The following is an 18,349-nucleotide window of genomic DNA, read 5'->3' as shown; positions in this document are numbered from 1 at the left end:
AGTATGAAAATGGCAATACGCAAAACGGCGCACTTACCCATCATTTGTATTAGTTTACAGAGGATACAGTAAATACTTTCGTACTGTAATTGGTCGCAACTGCCGTCATGATCGCAGCTTTTGAAGCACCAACAACCGGGTTGGCAACTACATCCACACCATCAATAGCCTTTTCGACATCAGCTTTTAATACGATCTTGCTGTCTTTTGTGGAGCTGATATGTAAGACTGACGGAAAATCCAGCACTACTGATTTGTAGTTGGAATTTAAGCCAGTTTCAATAAGCAGATTTTGCGCCGTGCCTGCTTGTGTTACTTTTCCCCCGATAGCGCTGAAAATATAGCTGGTCATCCACATCCAGGATACATTTGTCATCCCGTTTAATTGAGATAACTCTCCCGTTTGAAGGCTTAGGTTATCATTGTATTTGCTGTCCACACCAATAGAAAATTTGATCGTCTTGTAGTCATCTACTGGAACACCTTTCAATTCAATGCTTTCGCGTTTTGTAGCAGGATAAGTAAAAGCGCCATCCTGAACAGCCACACTGCCCGTTTCCTCCAATAGGAAGTAAGAACCAGGGATTTTATACTCTTCCCCTTTAGAATTGACAAGCGCAACACCGCTTACCCAATACCTGAACTTGGTAAAGTTGAAGGTTTTTGTGCCTGAAGTAAAATCTTTGTTCAATGCAAAATCTTGTGTACCGAAAGCTGCGTCAAAAGTCACCGTTGCTTTCCCTTCGGTTTCAAGTTGCGAGATCTTATCGTCATCTTTTGAGCAAGAGGTGATTAATATAATGGATACGAGTATGATAGAAAATAATCTTTTCATTTATGCAAATTTTAAATTAAGCTTAGCCTACTACATGCACTAGGCAAGTTGTACGGCCTAAAATTTATTTTGTGAGTAATTGCGCAGCGAATTACATCAAGGTAAAATTCTTCATTAACTGATTAATGAGTTCCCTGATTCTACTGCAATAAAAAACTTGTATTTAGGAAAATATTCCGGCAGGCGGTGGATGAAGAATATCGGAACTGATTTCAGGAAGCTGAAACAAATGAGGCACTGGCCTTTTCTTTTTTGAAAGAAAAGTGACAAATGAAATTTGCATAGGACTGGTTATGATAAATACATCCTGCGCACCTTTTTTTTGACTGGCCTGCTCCTGCTTCTTTTCTTTATCTTCTGCCTCTTTTAACTTCTTCATCAGGTAACACTTACCATCACAATGCATTTCTGGCTTATCCCTGTTCTCGCAAAGTGCAGCAGCTATGTATTGCTGATTAGCTTTAAATTCGGCATAAACGACAAATCGGGATAAGTTGGCACTTATCAATGCTACAAGCAAAGTTATGGCAATTAGTCGATTGATCATTTGGCCGCAAATGTAGCTCAAATAAGTAACATGTCAAAAGATCACCTGGTCAGCACTCTGGATTAAAATTTGTCGTCATTAAAAACTTACTCATAAAACTGCCACAGATGACAACATATATAAGATCTATCCCTATCCTATTCGCTTTGCTGCTGGCCAATCAATATAGCCGGGCTCAATCCGCTCCCGCAGCAGAGCATGTTAACAAGCGCTTCATAGGAACATGGGTAGACAAAAAAACGACCAGGCACCTGGAAATATCATTCGAAGATGGTTACGCCACCATCATGGATTGGACAAGCAAATTTCAAAAAAAGGAAAGCGGTGATGTCTATAAGGCTTTCCTGAAGGATGGAAAACTAGTCATGCCTGAAGACACCGAACATCACGCACCCTATAGTGAGATCCTATCACAAGACGGCAAGCTGATTTACCTGACTAAGCCTGTTGGAATAGGAGTCGGGTCAGCGTGGGATAAACAGACCTTTGTAAGATCCCGCGCCAAACCCTGATCATAAATTTTCATATTCCCCAGCTCTATCGTTATTTTACGATTAATATTTGGTAGCTTATTCCTATTATCGTAATATTGCAATATAAAGCAGTACGAGTTCCATCTTGCGTTTGGCGCCAAAGGAATAGCCTGCCGATTAAAAACTAAAAAAGATGAAAAAAGTATTAGTACTGTGCACAGGAAACAGTTGCCGAAGCCAATTGGCAGAAGGTTATTTAAGACATTTTGCAGGTGACCGTGCAGAAATTTATAGTGCCGGCATAGAAACCCATGGAGTTAATCCGAAGGCCATTCAGGTAATGGCAGATGATCACATCGACATCTCCGGACACACCTCAAACCATGTGGATGAATATGCACAAATTAACTTTGATGCGGTGATTACTGTTTGCGACAATGCAAATGAAGCCTGCCCTTTCTTTCCTGGAAAAGTGGAACGTTTCCATTATAATTTCCCTGATCCCGCAAAAGCTACCGGCAGCCCGGAAGAAGTAATCAGGGAATTCGTCAAAGTGAGGGACATGATTAAAGCTTATGCATCAGATTTTGTGAACCAGCATATTAAACCTTAGGTAATGAGTGCAAACAACTGCGCCCCAGTAGCAGAAAGAAAGAAACTTGGTTTTCTTGATCGTTACTTAACACTATGGATTTTTATTGCCATGGCCATCGGGGTAGGAATCGGCTATTTCATCCCATCATCTTCCAGCTTTATCAACTCCTTCTCTTCCGGTACCACCAACATCCCCTTAGCTATCGGTCTGATCCTGATGATGTATCCACCACTCGCCAAAGTGAAGTATGAAAAGATGGGCGAAGTATTTAAAGACACCAAGGTACTTAGCGTCTCTCTGGTCCTTAATTGGGTTATTGGCCCACTGTTGATGTTCTTTCTGTCGATCACATTTTTGAGAGATGATCCGGAATACATGGTCGGTCTCATCCTGATCGGCCTTGCCCGTTGTATTGCAATGGTAGTGGTTTGGAATGAACTGGCAGAAGGAAACCGCGAGTATGCTGCCGGGTTGATTGCACTGAACAGCATTTTCCAGGTACTGCTTTACAGTGTGTTTGCCTACGTTTTCATCACTGTATTGCCCCCATTTTTTGGTTTGAAAAGCATCGAGGTAAATATCACTATTGGAGAGATCGCTAAAAGTGTCGGCATATACCTGGGTCTACCCTTTTTACTGGGAATCATCAGCAGGTATGCCTTGATCAGTTTTAAAGGAGCAGATTGGTTCGAGAACAAGTTTGTATCATTTATTTCGCCCCTTACATTGATCGCACTGTTATTTACCATCGTCGTTATGTTCAGCCTAAAAGGTAGCCTGATCGTACAGATACCTATGGATGTGGTTCGCATTGCGATGCCCTTGGTGATCTACTTCGCCATTATGTTTGTGATCAGCTTTTTTGCCGGTAAATACTTTGGAGCGGACTATTCGAGAAGTACGTCCATTGCTTTTACTGCTACAGGTAACAACTTTGAACTCGCCATTGCAGTTGCAATCGGTATTTTTGGCATCAACTCGGGTCAGGCCTTTGCTGGTGTGATTGGCCCGCTTGTAGAAGTTCCTGCATTGATTGCACTGGTAAACCTTGCCTTCTGGTTTAGAAAGAAATATTACCCAGTTACTACCTAGAACTATTTAAATGGAGGCAGGCGATCGCTGTCCTCAGCGAAAAAGCCTTGAGGATTGATTCTCAAGGCAGATTGTATCTCATCATTTTTCAAAGAGATCTTCACCTTGTAGGTATCCCAGTCGACAGAGATGATGCATTCAGCAGCAACTACAACCCTTTCCCTGTCAGACGTTGAGGCGTCGTCTAGCAGCAGAAAAGAAATTTTCCAATCAGAGGTGTTAATGATGAAGTCCTTAGCCAAACCTACACGTCCCTGAGCGTTCCAAACTTCATACTGAGCAATGTGCTTGAAACTTCTGAGATGAGGATCAAAGTCTGGCTCACGCTCAACCTTATTTGCGAAGGCTGTAGCTCCTTTTAGCATGCCAGTTGTTGGATATCCCATTCCAGCCCTGCCAAATAATGGCCATGAGTAATAGTCAAACAGACTGGATTCCATCTGACGGGAAACTGGCATGTCAGTATCAATATTAGGGCTATGTTCGACCTGATCCTTAGTAAGATTAACCGGAAGTACATTCGAGCTGATTTTCGCCTCACTATCTACAGCGTCAGGAGATATTAATACCTTGCGTTGAAAAAGCCAGCTTCCCGTTTCCACTATGAAGTAGCGAAGTTCCCAAGTATGATCATCGAAGTAGATGTCCTTAATTTTACCAATTTCTCCATCTTTGGCATCGAGTGAGAATTCAAGAAGACGTTGGGCGTGAATCTGCATAATAATGGCTTTTAATTGAATTCCATCAACAACCGATCCATCATTTTAACACGACACGTGGCAGCTTGGCCCCTTCAAAAGAAATTTGTTAAAACGGAAACGAGGAACTGAAGTCCGGAACTGCATTTAAAGCACAATTTGGTATCTTGCAAAATGAACGAGATTTACTTAGCCGTTAAGCGTTTTTTACGCTACCGTTTTAGCCTTCATGAGGACAATGCTGACGAGATTGACACCATAGAATCGATCAGGAAGAATGTAGAATTTAAGGGCGCAAATCTCTGGACACTAATCTTTGCCATTTTTATCGCTTCAATCGGACTAAATGTAAACTCCACCGCCGTAATCATCGGTGCGATGCTCATTTCTCCGTTAATGGGGCCAATTATGGGCCTCGGCCTTGGCATTGGAATCAATGATTTTGAACTCGTAAAAAAGGCAGCCCGAAACTTAGCTATTGCCACGGTTATTAGCATCATCGCCTCTACACTTTATTTTTGGATTACACCATTGCATGATGCATCGTCGGAATTGTTAGCCCGTACCTCACCCTCCATATGGGACGTATTTATAGCCGGGTTTGGAGGGCTTGCCGGCATCATTGCAGCCACGAGGAAAGAAAAAACGAACACCATTCCGGGCGTAGCTATAGCAACCGCTTTGATGCCTCCGTTATGTACGGCAGGTTATGGGCTGGCCTCTGGAAATCTCTATTTTTTTATTGGGGCAATATATCTTTATTTTATCAATAGCATTTTCATCTGTGTGGCGACTTACTTAATAGTGCGGTACCTGAACTTTCATAAACGGGAGTTTGAAGATAAAGCTTATGAAAAACGGGTTCGCCGCTATATATTAATCCTGGTGCTGATTACGGCCGCCCCAAGTGTTTATTTAGCCTACCGGATCGTAGACCGCAGCATTTTTGAAAACAATGCACGTGATTTTATTGATAAGGAACTGCGCTATACTAATACCCAGGTCATCACAAGAAATTACAAGTATAGCCGCAACGGAAATGAAATTGACCTGCTTTTACTTGGTTACGAACTTACACCTCAACAAATTGACAGTTTGAAAAAAAAGATGCCGGCATATAAACTTAACCATACCAAACTAACTATCCGACAAGGGCTGAATGCTAAAAACGAGTTAGATTTTTCCCAGATCAAAGCCAGCATACTGGAGGCTGTATATAATAAAGACTCTACTGCCCGCAAAAGCACCACCTATCAATCGATCGACAAGCCAATCCCCGATCTTAAGAATGAGCTCAGGTCGTTATATCCTGATTTATCTGCCTATAGCATCAATCATGTTGAGGTTAAACGTCTGGATACTTCAAGAAGGGATACTGTTACGCTAGCGCTGATGAGTTTCAATAACAGTATTTCCAGCACTGAGCGTACCAGGCTTCAACGCTGGCTTAAAACACGGCTGGGATCTGACTCTCTAAAGCTATTGATTGAACAGTAGCTATAAATTTGAAATCGTAAAAATTATGAAGCTAGTTGACACTTGACTTCCCAATTCGTCTAAGTACTAAGGTGCCCATAATACCGGCAAACACCGATGCAATTAATATACCATACTTCGCCTGATCAATAAAGACGGGATTTTTGAATGCAAGCCCACTTATGAACAAAGACATCGTGAAACCTATCCCTGCGAGTAATGCTACACCAGCTACGTGCTTCCAGTTTGCTTCTTCTGGAAGACTTGCGAGTCCAAGCTTAACCATGATCCAGCAAAACAGCAAAATGCCAGCGAATTTTCCAACAATCAAACCAGCAGCCACACCGATAGAGACAGGATTTACAATTGAGGTAAAAAAATCAGCCCCGATCACTATGCCAGCGTTAGCCAAGGCAAACAGGGGCATGATCACAAATGCTACCCAGGGATGAAGCGCATGCTCAATAGTTTGAAGCGGTGTCTCAGCTGCCATGCTTAAACTTTTCACTCTCTGAATGGTAACGTTTTGTTTCGGTGTAATGAGGCTGCCCTTTTCAGGAATATCTTCCTGAAAATCGTAGGATAATTTTCGCAGATTATCCGAGTAAATCACCTCATTAATCTTGGTCACTGCCGGTATTGTGAAAGCAACTAAAACCCCTGCAATTGTCGCGTGGACACCGGAAAGCAGAAAACCGATCCATACACCGAAGCCTATAATCAGGTAAAATAAACTGTTTCTAATGCCCATGCCATTGCCTGCAATGAGCAGCAGCAGAAAACCAACACCTATGCCCAGTGCAACGAAGTTGATTTCTGCAGTATAGAAAAAGGCAATCACCAACACTGCACCCAAATCATCAGCAACAGCAAGTGCTGACAAAAACACCTTTATGGAAACAGGAATGTGCTTGCTGGCCATAGAAAGTAATGCGAGTGCAAAAGCAATATCGGTCGCCATTGGGATTCCCCAGCCATGTGAGGCTTCAGTGCCCTTGTTGATCGCAAAATAAATCAATGCAGGAACCAGCATACCGCCAAGTGCAGCTGTCATGGGTAGCGAGGCCTTTTTAAGCGAAGACAACTCCCCCTCCATAAATTCACGTTTCAATTCCAACCCAATTACGAAGAAAAACACGGCCATAAGGCCATCGTTGATCCAAATATGTAAAGGATGGGTCAACATGAAGTTATCAAATCCTATTGAAAAATTGATGTGCCAGAGATGTTCGTAAAAGTCATGATAGGCAGAATTTGCCCAAATGATGGCAACTACGACGCTGATTAGCAAAACAATTCCGCTGGTATATTCCAGATGTATAAATCGGCTTACTGGCGCCATTATTCTATCTATCGCTGATTTTTCCATAACTTTATTAAATTTCAAATATACATTTTTGAGGTAAAGGAGTCGGCTCTTTCCATGAATATTCAGAATTACAGCACGTACACCGTCAAATAGGGATGTCTCTATGCAAAAGAGAAGCAATGACATCTTAAGAAAAAAAATCTATATCATCATCTTCCGCTCAGATACGCCTGCGGGGAAACTATTTGATATGGTTTTGCTGGTAATGATTTTGTTGAGTATTCTTTCTGTTTTCCTAGAGAGTGTGGCCAGCTTCAGATCATTGCAGTACCAACCGGAATCGTATCAGTTGAAATGGCGAGAGCGACTGACGAGGCTAAGCGCACATGCCCAGAGTGTCATTTTCCCATCCACAGCACCAAGGATAATTTTTGTGCACATTGTGGAAAGTCGCTAAGCCCATAGTTCAATCCAGCTGTTCAACCATCAGACCTCTAAACTATACTGCAATATCGTCTAAGTAGGTCTCGGGTCCCAATCGGCTTCACACAAATCTCACAAAGCTCAGCAATTTTAGCTCCATTAAATACAGCGTTTTTGAATGTAGTCATTCCAACTATTGGAACCTGTAAATGCGAAGCATCTGCGCGAAAGAAGTCGACAACTTTAATCCAATCATAATTATTGTAGGGAAGATCAATAAGAATCAGATCATATTTCCTATCATCTGTTAATTCTTTCAGACTAGAAACCGAATCCACAATAACACAGAGATTCTTCAATGAATAGTTTAATATAAAACGGGAGACAGTATCTGGATCAATTATTAAAATGGGGGTTAACCTGTATCTGGAATGAGGATCTGTCATTTATATTTGGTACTAATAGGATCACGGATTTAATATCCGAGACCGTTAGTAGGATGTCATTTAATGGCTGTCCGGCAATCTAGTCATTACTTTTAGATAATGCAAAAGATAGTAAATAGAGCAAAAATGTCACCCTCGCATAGGAGCGTATTTCTAAGTGGCAAAGTGGAACATTTAAGTGCAGTCTGCCCTACTCTTCTCTTTTAGTTGAATGACTGTCTGAATCCCAAAGGGGAAAGGTTGGTCTTCAGCTTAAAAAGTTTGCTGAACGACTGTGAATGTTCAAAGCCCAATGCGTATGCAATTTCCGAAACAGAGAGATCTGTCGTTGATAATTTTTCTTTGGCTCTTTCTATGATTGCATGCTGAATATATTGTTGTGTGCTTAGTCCGGTCAATGAAGTCAACATGTCACTCAAATAACGCTGCGACAGTTTTAACTCGGTGCTGATGTATTTTACGGAGGGCAAGCCATATTTCAAACTAATGTTTTCTTCAAAGTAGGTATTTAGGAGTTTGTCCAAAGAAGTGATGATATCATGATTGACCGCCTTCCTCGTAATAAATTGTCTGTTGTAAAAACGATTGCTGTAATTCAATAACAATTCTATTTGCGACACCAGAACGTCCTGGCTGAAACCGTCAATGTTGTTGGCCAGTTCATTAGCTATTGAAGCAAATAAATTGGCTATAATTTCTTTTTCTTTCGCTGATAAAAATAAGGCTTCCGAGACATCATAGGCAAAAAAGCCATATTGATTGATTGTTTTCCCTAATGGATGATTCCGTATAAAATCCGGGTGAAAATACAGCGCAATCCCCTCATAGCTTTCGATGTCTTCTGGTGGAAAAACAATTTGTTTTGGCTTCAAAAATGCCAGTCCGCCTTCTTCAAAATCATAATAACCTTGTCCGTATTTTATTTGCCCGGCAAATGTAGGCTTAAAGGAAATTTTGTAAAAATCAAGACTTGTTTTTTGCCCTTTCGGGAACATTTCAATAGACACATTATGGTAATCTACCAATGCAATCAAGGGGTGCAATGGTGCAGGAAGTCCCAATAACCGGACAAGCTGCGATATACTTTCAATGTGATTGATGTTAGATTGTCGTTGCATTTTTCGTTTACGAATTTAATCAATTTTGTTTGACGGAAACAAAGGTGGCGAAGCCACCTTTGCGCTTAATTGTTTCAATCTTTTGATTTTATCTATCTATTTGTTTTTCTAAAAATTCGGGATAACGATCGCCAACAAGCTCAATATCATTTACCGTAGTGTTGATTTTTGCAAGTTCATCTGCTGTCAATACCACCGTTGTACTGGCGATGTTCTCCTCCAGACGGTGCAGCTTGGTAGTGCCAGGGATCGGGGCGATCCATGGCTTTTGAGCCAAAAGCCACGCCAATGCCAATTGTCCGGTGGTAATACTTTTTTGTTCGGCAATCTCAGAAAGTGCGTCCACCAAAACCATATTGGCTTTTATATTTTCTTCACTGAAACGAGGAATAATGTTTCTACGGTCGACATCCTCTAATTTTTTGTTGATGATACCTGTGAGGAAGCCTTTGCCTAAAGGACTGAACGGAACGAAACCAATTCCCAGCTCTTCTAAAGTTGGTATGATTTCATTTTCTGGCTCACGCCAAAACAAAGAGTATTCGCTTTGTAATGCGCTGACAGGCTGAACGGAGTGTGCTTTTCGAATGGTTTTAGCACTTGCTTCCGACAAACCGAAATATTTTACCTTGCCCTCTTTTATCAGCTCTTGTACCGTTCCTGCAACATCTTCTATCGGGACGTTAGGGTCAACCCTGTGCTGATAAAGCAGATCAATGTAATCTGTTCTTAACCTTTTTAGCGATGCTTCGACCACTGCTCTTATCGTTTCGGGCCTACTGTCCAAACCTACTGCCGGGCTCGCATCTTTACAGCCAAATTTTGTAGCGATGACTACATCTTTTCTATAAGGTTGTAGTGCCTCGCCAACGATTTCTTCGTTGGTATAGGGTCCGTAAGCCTCTGCAGTATCAAAAAATGTAACACCTTGCTCAACTGCGTTCCGTAATAGGGTGATCGCGTCTTTTTTTTCCAGTCCTTTTCCGTCCAAAAAGTTCAAACCCATACAGCCAAAGCCCAATGCGGAAACCTCTAATCCGCTATTCCCTAATTTTCTTCTTTGCATAATTCTCTTTTTAGTTGTTTCTAATACTGATTAAATTTCTAGTACAAAACTCTTGATTGTTATGATGCAAGAAGTAATCGGGTTGGTATTTGTTGTAGTCAGATTTTCAGACGTTTAATTTCAATTATAACAGTTAGCGATCACTTTTTTTTCGGAGAAAAAATAATACAGTTAATATCACTAAATAAGGCATACAAAATAGGATTCCAGGCCAGGGTTCATCCCACATAGCCAGCAACAAAAGAAGCACAAAAACAATAGGTAACAAAAAGAAGCTTATAGCACTCCAAATAACGCTGGACCTAACTCGTTCATTAAGATTAAACAGAATAGGTAAGCTTCCCAACGCAAGGTAAAGGTTAACTCCAACAGCAATGCCATAAGGAAGGTTCTTAAAGTCTGAATCACTGTCCCCTATATATTTAAGCGACGACAAAATAAATACTCCTATCAAACTAATGATAGAAGATACAAGAAAACAAATAAAAATTAATCTAAAATATCTCATGGTTATAGCAAAGCATTAGTTGTACAAACGAACCAACAATAGCAATGTTTGAATAATTTTAAATGTATCGCAAAGTTTCAGACAGAAATGCGGTTACTAACCGATCAATTTTTTATGGCTTGTGCCCCAACTTTCTAATTCACTGATAACTGACTTCAATGCGTATCCAATTTCTGTCAGTTCATATTCAACACGTGGCGGAACTTCTGCATGAACAGTCCGGGTGATTATTTTATGCTCTTCGAGCTTACGCAGTTGCAAGGTCAGCATCCTTTCAGTAATGCCAGGTAATTTTTTCTTTAGTTCTCCAAATCTAAGTTTACCACTCAATAACCACGAACATATTACCAATGTCCATTGCCCGCCGATGACATTTGCGGCATATGCCTCCGGACATTCCTCGCTAAGTGCCAGCTTATTTGAGAAGTTGGTTGATGATTGCTTGATCTCACTCATTACTTACATTATTTATAGTACCTAACAATTGGCAGGCAATATACAAAAGTATATATGCAACCCTAACTTTGTCTTAAATATATAAATCATTGAAACAGGAGAACTTTAACAATTGTGATGCATACTAATCTTAGTGATTTCACACTTAAAATGAATTGCAAAATGTAAAGTTCTATCATCTAAAATTTTTAATATGGAAACACAGAAAAAACGAATCTTAATTGTGGGCGGTTATGGAATGGTTGGAAGTAACATCGCACGACTAATCAGAAAAGCTGATCAGCGTATTGAACTTATTCTTGCAGGGAGAAATCCGCAAAACGGAATGTCATTAGCCAAGGAACTAAATCATACAGAAACAGCCCACATCAATCTCGAAGAAGGCTTCGATCTAAGTAAATTTAAGAAAATTGACCTCATTATATCAGCGGTGGATGATCACAGTAATATCTTAAGAGAGACTGCCATCTTAAATGGCATTGCATGTATTGCTGTAAGCGAATTGGCGGAGCAGATTTCTCCCACAGCATTTCTGAGCCTTCACAAAAAGATCCTTGCCCCTGTTGTATACGCAGGTCATTGGCAAGCAGGAATATTGACCCTTATGGTCAAACAACAAGCGAGTAAATTCAGTGAAATAGACACTATCGAACTTGCAGGATTATATGATCCAAAGGATAGCGTAGGGCCGCTAGTTGCAAACGAAGTTAGTGGTTTTGTTGGTGAGGCGCTGATTCGCAAGGGCGGAAACTGGCTATCAGTACAAGCAAAAGAAAACCCGAGAACTATTGCATTGCACAATCAGTCATCAGTAATAGGTTACCCACTCAGCACGCTGGATGTTCCGAGTATAGCTGCTTTTACAGGCGCGAAAAACATCCGGTTCGACTTCATTACAGGTGAATCTATAGGTACTACCAAAGGCCTGGATGCTTCCCATGACTTATACATTACTATTGAGGGCACCCTACTATCAGGCGAAAAAAGAAAACTCAGCACGATCGTATCCGGACCAAAAGGAAATTCCCACCTTACAGCTGTGGGCGTATATTTAATCACAGAAAAGATCTTGGGCCTTAATGGACAATCTGAACAAAAGGCCGGTGGTTTGTATCTACCGGAAACGATCATCTCAACTGATCACATCAACAACCGATTAGAAGAATTTGGAATCGAAATAATTGAAGAAACCCTGGAAAGTTTATAGCAGCCAATCAGGAATCAAAGGAAACCAGATTCAACCATTACTGAATCAATTAACATTCAAAATCAAATAAAAATGAAAAACGCAACGATATTACACGAAGCAAACGAATTCGTTAAAAAGGGGGACTATGAAAGTTTTCTGGCCTATTGTACACAGGATACCAAATGGGTCTTTGTAGGCGACCGCATCCTCGAGGGTAGAAATAAGGTACGACAGTATATGAAAGAATTTTATGTGGAACCTCCCGTATTTACCGTGGAAAAGACCATTGAAGATGGTAGCCATGTAACCGTGACAGGCGAAATCTCCCTGAAGACTGCAAATGGAACTACTAACCATTATGATTATTGTGACATCTGGCGTTTTGACAATGGAAAAATTGCAGAATTGAAAGCTTTTGTCATAGAAAAGAAACCTTGACAAATGAAACCGAAAATGTCAATTGAGCCTGGTATGTACACTTTCCTTGGTCCATGCTGCTATGTATGCTAACAATGGGCAAAGACTTTCCCCGTATTCGGTGAGTGCATACTCTACTTTCCGTGGCAGCTCATTGTACTGCTTCCGGCTAATCAGGCCATCAGCCTCAAGTTCCTTTAGTTGTTCGGTTAATACTTTTCTTGATATGGAGGGTACCCGAACACTAATTTCACCAAAACGCCTGGCATGCTTGGAAAGCACATGCAAAATAACCACTTTCCAACGTCCTCCGATCAGCGCTATCGTGTCCATAGCGGGACAGTGAGCAGGATTTAAGTTATTTTCCATTGTTACCTTAAGGTTACCACTTTTTATGTTGTTAAAACCGAAATCGCGTATTTATAGCGTGTATTTCGGTTTCTTTGCCTGACAAAAGTAATTGATTATTTATCTTAAAACAAAAACTATGATCTTAGTAACAGGTGCAACTGGAAATTTAGGCAAAGCCACCATTAATTCTTTATTGAATAAAGGCATACCCGCAAACAACATTGCGGCATTGGTAAGAGATGAATCTAAATCGGCAGAACTTAAATCAAAAGGCATCCAGGTGCGGATTGGCGACTATGAGCATTTTGAGTCTTTAAAAAGTGCCTTCGACGATGTAGAGAAGCTATTGTTGATCTCTTCTTCGGCGGAAATAGCCCAAAGGTTTGAGCAACATAAAAACGTAATTAATGCTGCTAAGGAATCTGGCGTTCATCATATCATTTATACTAGTTTTGACATGAAAGACCTGCGTCGAAGTATCATGGGCGGAGATGTTCAATACCATGCAGATACAAGTGATTATCTGAAACAGATCGCTTTGCCTTATACTTTGATGGATAATACAATGTATGCTGACATGATTCCTATCATTTCTGGAAATCATATATTGGATGAAGGTATTTCCATTCCTGCGGGAAATGGTAAAACTCCTTTTTTACCAATAACAGAAATGGCTGAAGCAATAGCAGTTGTACTGACGACTACTGGGCACGAAACCAAAGAATATGTCATCGCTGCCGAGACCGCTGTCTCCTTCGCGGAGATTGCTGACCTTATATCAGAAATCACCGGGACAACGATAGCTTACAAACAAACTGACGTAACGTCATATATTGCGCAGCTTGTACAACAAGGGGCTTCTGAAGATGATGCAGCGTATATATCAAGGTTCGCTGGAGCGATAGCTGGAGGAGAATTCGACACCAATAAAAGTGATGTCAGACAATTATTAGGCAGAAGTCCTATATCTTTAAAAGACTTTTTAAGCGGTATATATGGTAAGTAATTTAGAAAAGCTTCCATTATGAAATTGACATCGGGCGGTATTTATGGTAATAATGAATAAAAAAACTAAAATAGCAATTTGGCTAGTAACAATTCTAGAGGCAATCTTTCTCATAAGGGCATGGGCCATTTATTCTTTTTATAACAACGATGAACTTTACGGAGACGGTGTCCACGATACTAATAGATACGATAAAGAATTTACATCTACAATTCTACTATCTCTACTAATAACGATTCTCCTATGTTTGGCAAGTGTTTTGGTTTTTAGGCAAAAAAAAGCTACTTGAATATTGATGTGAGGGTAAAACAATTTGTAGAAATGCAGGTTTGATTGCCCGAACCTACATTCTTTTTTTAGTAAGTATTGATAAAGAGTTCCCGCAGGCGTCGATCCCACTTAGCTTGCTCTTTCTTCCAAACTCCATGCCTTGTGCCCTCATCATATTCATCATGTAGCCTGCTTATTTTTTTTAATTGCTTCAAATATTCTTCATGAATTTCTTTCCTAAAGTTTTTAGACCATGTTCCGCCGGATATAATTTTTTCAAGTTTGTTGGCGCAAATAAACCCAATCACCAAATGACCCCGTTCATGATTCAATACATATTCAATCTCTTCGCTTGGAACCCTATCCAAATCAAAAAAATTTCCGGCCCTGTCAGGCTCTACTTTGGTTATAAATTTTACTTTAAACTCCTCGGTATTCAACTGTTGCAAAGAATCGAGCCGATAAAGAATTTTGACACCCATATACGCTCTATATGGTGATTCCTTCTTAACCTCCCCTTTAAAAAAGTCCAAAGTTACAAATGGGATATCTCGTTCCCGAAGATGTTGGGCGAAACACTGTGCCGATATCATTAATATTCCAGGGACAGTTGTAAAAAAAAACTTCAACCTCATTGATAACACTAATTCATAATAACTAAGATAAAACAATATTTTTTATAATGCCAAAGCAAGCCTCTTCGCCATAAAATCTACTCACAAACTCTAAGGCCGAGTTTGACAAAGCTAATCTATGGCTTTGATGTTTGCTCAACCTGATCAGTTCATTTAAAAATGTAGTTTCATCGTCAGCAATAATAAAACAAGGTTTTTCATTTCTACGTAGTCCTTTTGCACCGTGGCTCGTAGTTAACAATGGTCGTGAATTAGCGAGAGCTTCTATATTTTTTATCTTTAACCCTGCCCCAAACCTAATAGGGTTAACAACGATATCAATCTCTTCATAAAGAGCATTAGTATCTGTAACATATCCCCTCAGAACAACTTTTTCAGGCAAATCTATGGTTGCTAATCGATGACAAATATTACCAAAAATTAATAGCTCAGGTTTATCCTTGTCTTTCCATTGAGACCAAACATTTGAAAAAAACCAAAGGATGGCGTCGACATTTGGTTCATAATCGCTAGCCACAAAACCTACTTTCTTGACACTTTCTCTAGTTTCTCTTTCCATTACAAGTGGAGGGTGTGGAACAAGAACCATATTTTTTTTATTCATCATCTTCCCAGCAGCTTCGCAATCATGAGGAGTAATAAACATGACATGATCATACAGACTAAAGATCTTGAACTCCTGTTCCGAACTGAGATTAAACATAAAATTGCCAAACCCAAACTCGTTGAAACTTTTGTTACTATCACTAATGATATCATGAGTGTCCAGGATTGTCAAAGTATCGTCTGGAATTGCTTTAAGAAAATATGATAAATGAATGTATTCTATTATACACGCTTTGTAATGCTCATTACTCAAGAGTCTGTTTACTGCATGGATATTTCTGTTTTTGTCATAACTGTCGGTGTTTTCCAGATGAATGATGTGAATACGTTCGTCAAGATTTTTTACGTGGAACAGATGAGACTTATGTCCCAAGAATACAATTGTCACATGGCTTATTCTTGAGAGATAAGATACCAGGGCATTTACTCTCACTTTATTACCTGCATCTTGATGCCAAAAAGGTAAATCTGTGATTAATAAAATCTTAGTCATTGATATATAGCCGTTTATAATCTATCACCCGTCGAAAGAAGTCAATCAACCCATCCACGTGGGTTTGAAATGAGAAAGTTGAACGAAAGTTAACGCTATTATCACCTATAAAATCCATATATTTTATGTCCCTTAACTTTTCACCGAGTTCTGAATACGTGTTGAAAGATAGTCCGACATTTAATTTTTTTACCAGAGCATCAGTAGCCACCGTATGCATTGAATTATCCCTGTGGATCATGGGAATTCCCGCCACAGCCATTGTCGAGATCCTTGCCGGATAATTAAGATCAGACCACTCTGCACGATGTAAGTCTCCGAAATTAGAGCTGTTAAACAAGTGAAGCCAACCTGCGTCGTATTTCGACAGTTCTTCCGACCATGATTTCGGGTGGCAATGAGGGTGCAGATGAATATAACCAGGGGCCTTTTTTTGCGCATCTATAGCCCATCTGGCATATCCACCTCTGATATAATCACCATAAAGATGCAAATGAATTTTCTGTCTATACATAAGCTCAATATCATGCATGCCTATACCAAAAGGCCTACCTACAACAACAGTGTGTACCGACTTATCATTTTGAGAAAGTTTTTGTGAGGAGATTTTGCCGAAATATTCTGCATGTGGCAAATCTCCATCAAGTACATAGGTCAATGCTTCAGTAGGATGTATCTTGGTTCTAAACCATTCACGACTCTCATCATTAATGTAAATTTGCCCATGAGCATACTCATATAATTTCATCAATAAATTCCAAGTGCCTAACTGCCGACAATAAAATGGGCTCTCTTTGAAATGCCAAACAAAAGGAATATGTCTTAATTCAGTGACAACACTATAGACAAATGGCACAGCAGAGTGATTAAGTAAACCGTAAATAAGATCTGGCTTGATCTTCTCGACTTCACCTTGCCAATTGTCTTTAGAAAGATCTGTTATATCTCCAAATGGCAGAGGACCAATAGTGTTGTAAAATGCAGGCTCGTTCATCCACAACCCATATAGCTTATGCCCCTTTTCCTCTAAAGCTAAAATGCGATCTGCATTGTAAGCCAGCTCTCCCACAATTAAAATTACAAGGCCATTTCTTACCTCAATATTTGAATTTCCAACATTAACATAGTCGGAAAATTCGTCAATAAGAGTTCCTGTTAGCGATTGAAATTTGATACGCTCCTTAACATTATAATGACTTTTATAATGGTGTATGCCACCGAAACCATTAAGCTCATTTATAATTCGATGTCTTTGCTTAGGATGTGAAACCCACTCGCAGGAGATCTTTCCGGTGCCATCGAACCTACCCAATTCCATCAATTTTTTCCAATACATCCCGTGAAGGTCGTCAGTAACAATTTCCTTGCGCTCAACCCATTCTGCTTCGGATCGGCGATGCATTACCTGTACCAATTGAAAAGGCAGCCCTGGTATATTACCTTCAGTTGAATATCCACCACTAGAAGATGACGTATCGAGGTATCCGTACTTCATGCCACTATAGGTAGCGATTATCGTATGGTCGGAATTCAATTTAGAAACCATGCTCTCCAAGTGATTTTCAAAATATATATCGTCTGAAGGCAAATAGGCTATATAATCGCCCGAAGCTTTAGATAAACACACATTTAATGAGTGGCCTAAGCCCTTATTTTCGGCATTGGCTAGAAACAAAATCTCGCCACGATTTGCAAGAAATGGGGCCAGTTTATCCTTCAAATCATCAGTTGAACCGTCATTCAAAATAATTAATTCCCAATTCGTATAACTCTGCTGAATCAAACTATTTATCGCTGAAGTAACAAATGAACTGGAATTATATATTGGCATCAGAACAGAGACCTTTTGTTTTTGAACGCGCCTATCCATTAGTATCTTCCTTTGCCAAAAAATTGTTTTCTATCAGATATGCTTTTAGTACCAAATAATCTTTAACATAAAATTGCGAGATTTTAAAAGTAATATTTTCAAATCTAACTATCATGATCTCATTATCGGTGCTACTTCTTGTGAATAATCTCTTTATCTCAATCGAATGGGCGCCCCTAACCACCATTTTAGTCGTAAAAAAATTAGATATCTCAATAATATTTTCATCTACAATTTTTATGGCAAGCCATTTTCTCGCTACTTCTTCCCAAATGATAAATGTCGATAGTATTAAAAATACTATCGACAACAAAACTTTCATTGGTGAGAAAGCGAAAATAAAATGTCCCATGCTCGATTTTCCAGTCACGCTCAACATGATCGGCAGTGAAATACACCCTGCAAGAAGTAACAGTACCAATATTACTCGATAATAGATCAGCCGAAATTTGAGTTGTTGAATTTTCATA

The 18,349-nt window shown here is 39.9% G+C and carries 20 protein-coding genes; 8 read left to right on the top strand and 12 right to left on the bottom strand.

From position 1 onward, the window contains the following. Positions 1-49: 49 nt before the first annotated feature. On the bottom strand, positions 50-835 hold the full coding sequence (locus PBAL39_RS05405; RefSeq protein ID WP_008239121.1) for an MbnP family protein: 786 nt from the start codon (positions 833-835) through the stop codon (positions 50-52). 163 nt (positions 836-998) lie between these two features. Then, positions 999-1,382, bottom strand: coding sequence for a hypothetical protein (locus PBAL39_RS05400; RefSeq protein WP_008239120.1), 384 nt, complete (start codon positions 1,380-1,382; stop codon positions 999-1,001). Positions 1,383-1,489: 107 nt separating this feature from the next. Here PBAL39_RS05400 and PBAL39_RS24540 point away from each other — a divergent pair, with 107 nt between their 5' ends. The 3 genes from PBAL39_RS24540 to arsB all read left to right on the top strand — a co-directional run bounded on the left by PBAL39_RS24540 (position 1,490) and on the right by arsB (position 3,542). Beyond that, complete coding sequence (locus tag PBAL39_RS24540; protein WP_008239118.1) at positions 1,490-1,894, top strand: hypothetical protein; 405 nt, start codon at positions 1,490-1,492, stop codon at positions 1,892-1,894. A 154-nt stretch (positions 1,895-2,048) separates the two neighbouring features. Next, the gene (locus PBAL39_RS05390; protein WP_039866109.1) at positions 2,049-2,468 is read left to right on the top strand and encodes an arsenate reductase ArsC; all 420 of its coding nucleotides are present in this window, start codon (positions 2,049-2,051) and stop codon (positions 2,466-2,468) included. Positions 2,469-2,471: 3 nt separating this feature from the next. Then, positions 2,472-3,542, top strand: a complete 1,071-nt coding sequence (gene arsB, locus PBAL39_RS05385; protein WP_008239113.1) for an ACR3 family arsenite efflux transporter — start codon at positions 2,472-2,474, stop codon at positions 3,540-3,542. A 2-nt stretch (positions 3,543-3,544) separates the two neighbouring features. Here the strand turns inward: arsB and PBAL39_RS24535 are convergent, their stop codons facing one another. Beyond that, positions 3,545-4,261 (bottom strand): PRC-barrel domain-containing protein, encoded by a 717-nt coding sequence (locus PBAL39_RS24535; protein ID WP_008239111.1) that lies wholly within the window; start codon positions 4,259-4,261, stop codon positions 3,545-3,547. A gap of 153 nt (positions 4,262-4,414) precedes the next feature. On the opposite strand from PBAL39_RS24535, the gene PBAL39_RS05375 reads away from it, so the two are divergent. After that, entirely contained in the window at positions 4,415-5,737 is a 1,323-nt protein-coding gene (locus tag PBAL39_RS05375; protein ID WP_008239099.1) for a TIGR00341 family protein, read from the top strand. A 31-nt stretch (positions 5,738-5,768) separates the two neighbouring features. On the opposite strand, the gene nhaA is transcribed toward PBAL39_RS05375, so the two are convergent. Beyond that, positions 5,769-7,085 carry a Na+/H+ antiporter NhaA gene (gene nhaA, locus PBAL39_RS05370; RefSeq protein WP_039866108.1) on the bottom strand — a complete coding sequence of 439 codons (1,317 nt, stop codon included), beginning with the start codon at positions 7,083-7,085 and terminating at the stop codon, positions 5,769-5,771. A gap of 103 nt (positions 7,086-7,188) precedes the next feature. On the opposite strand from nhaA, the gene PBAL39_RS25545 reads away from it, so the two are divergent. Then, the gene (locus PBAL39_RS25545) at positions 7,189-7,482 is read left to right on the top strand and encodes a hypothetical protein (protein WP_008239097.1); all 294 of its coding nucleotides are present in this window, start codon (positions 7,189-7,191) and stop codon (positions 7,480-7,482) included. 615 nt (positions 7,483-8,097) lie between these two features. On the opposite strand, the gene PBAL39_RS05355 is transcribed toward PBAL39_RS25545, so the two are convergent. The 3 genes from PBAL39_RS05355 to PBAL39_RS05340 all read right to left on the bottom strand — a co-directional run bounded on the left by PBAL39_RS05355 (position 8,098) and on the right by PBAL39_RS05340 (position 11,042). Continuing rightward, positions 8,098-9,012 (bottom strand): AraC family transcriptional regulator, encoded by a 915-nt coding sequence (locus PBAL39_RS05355; RefSeq protein ID WP_008239095.1) that lies wholly within the window; start codon positions 9,010-9,012, stop codon positions 8,098-8,100. Positions 9,013-9,100: 88 nt separating this feature from the next. Then, entirely contained in the window at positions 9,101-10,078 is a 978-nt protein-coding gene (locus tag PBAL39_RS05350; protein WP_008239094.1) for an aldo/keto reductase, read from the bottom strand. A 604-nt stretch (positions 10,079-10,682) separates the two neighbouring features. Continuing rightward, on the bottom strand, positions 10,683-11,042 hold the full coding sequence (locus PBAL39_RS05340; protein ID WP_008239085.1) for a helix-turn-helix domain-containing protein: 360 nt from the start codon (positions 11,040-11,042) through the stop codon (positions 10,683-10,685). 154 nt (positions 11,043-11,196) lie between these two features. Here PBAL39_RS05340 and PBAL39_RS05335 point away from each other — a divergent pair, with 154 nt between their 5' ends. Next, positions 11,197-12,249 carry a hypothetical protein gene (locus PBAL39_RS05335; RefSeq protein WP_369750718.1) on the top strand — a complete coding sequence of 351 codons (1,053 nt, stop codon included), beginning with the start codon at positions 11,197-11,199 and terminating at the stop codon, positions 12,247-12,249. A 72-nt stretch (positions 12,250-12,321) separates the two neighbouring features. Continuing rightward, complete coding sequence (locus tag PBAL39_RS05330; RefSeq protein ID WP_008239081.1) at positions 12,322-12,669, top strand: nuclear transport factor 2 family protein; 348 nt, start codon at positions 12,322-12,324, stop codon at positions 12,667-12,669. Positions 12,670-12,687: 18 nt separating this feature from the next. Here PBAL39_RS05330 and PBAL39_RS05325 read toward each other — a convergent pair whose 3' ends face one another. Then, entirely contained in the window at positions 12,688-12,981 is a 294-nt protein-coding gene (locus tag PBAL39_RS05325) for a helix-turn-helix domain-containing protein (protein ID WP_232282899.1), read from the bottom strand. A 154-nt stretch (positions 12,982-13,135) separates the two neighbouring features. Here PBAL39_RS05325 and PBAL39_RS05320 point away from each other — a divergent pair, with 154 nt between their 5' ends. After that, a complete protein-coding gene (locus tag PBAL39_RS05320; RefSeq protein ID WP_008239077.1) occupies positions 13,136-14,005 on the top strand; it encodes an SDR family oxidoreductase in 870 nt (289 codons plus the stop codon). 356 nt (positions 14,006-14,361) lie between these two features. Here PBAL39_RS05320 and PBAL39_RS05310 read toward each other — a convergent pair whose 3' ends face one another. The 4 genes from PBAL39_RS05310 to PBAL39_RS05295 all read right to left on the bottom strand — a co-directional run bounded on the left by PBAL39_RS05310 (position 14,362) and on the right by PBAL39_RS05295 (position 18,348). Beyond that, positions 14,362-14,757, bottom strand: coding sequence for a hypothetical protein (locus PBAL39_RS05310; RefSeq protein WP_157273909.1), 396 nt, complete (start codon positions 14,755-14,757; stop codon positions 14,362-14,364). 175 nt (positions 14,758-14,932) lie between these two features. Then, positions 14,933-16,009 (bottom strand): glycosyltransferase, encoded by a 1,077-nt coding sequence (locus tag PBAL39_RS05305; protein WP_008239073.1) that lies wholly within the window; start codon positions 16,007-16,009, stop codon positions 14,933-14,935. Further along, a complete protein-coding gene (locus PBAL39_RS05300) occupies positions 16,002-17,879 on the bottom strand; it encodes a glycosyltransferase family A protein (RefSeq protein WP_008239072.1) in 1,878 nt (625 codons plus the stop codon). Before PBAL39_RS05300 ends, PBAL39_RS05305 begins: the two co-directional genes overlap by 8 nt. Continuing rightward, positions 17,872-18,348 carry a hypothetical protein gene (locus PBAL39_RS05295; protein ID WP_008239071.1) on the bottom strand — a complete coding sequence of 159 codons (477 nt, stop codon included), beginning with the start codon at positions 18,346-18,348 and terminating at the stop codon, positions 17,872-17,874. The genes PBAL39_RS05300 and PBAL39_RS05295 overlap by 8 nt, the downstream gene beginning before the upstream one ends. Position 18,349 lies beyond the last annotated feature (1 nt).

Origin of the sequence: Pedobacter sp. BAL39 (assembly GCF_000170795.1) — a bacterium.
Classification (GTDB): domain Bacteria; phylum Bacteroidota; class Bacteroidia; order Sphingobacteriales; family Sphingobacteriaceae; genus Pedobacter.
Note: the sequence above shows the minus strand (reverse complement) of the source record. Positions and strands in the feature narration are given on the sequence as shown.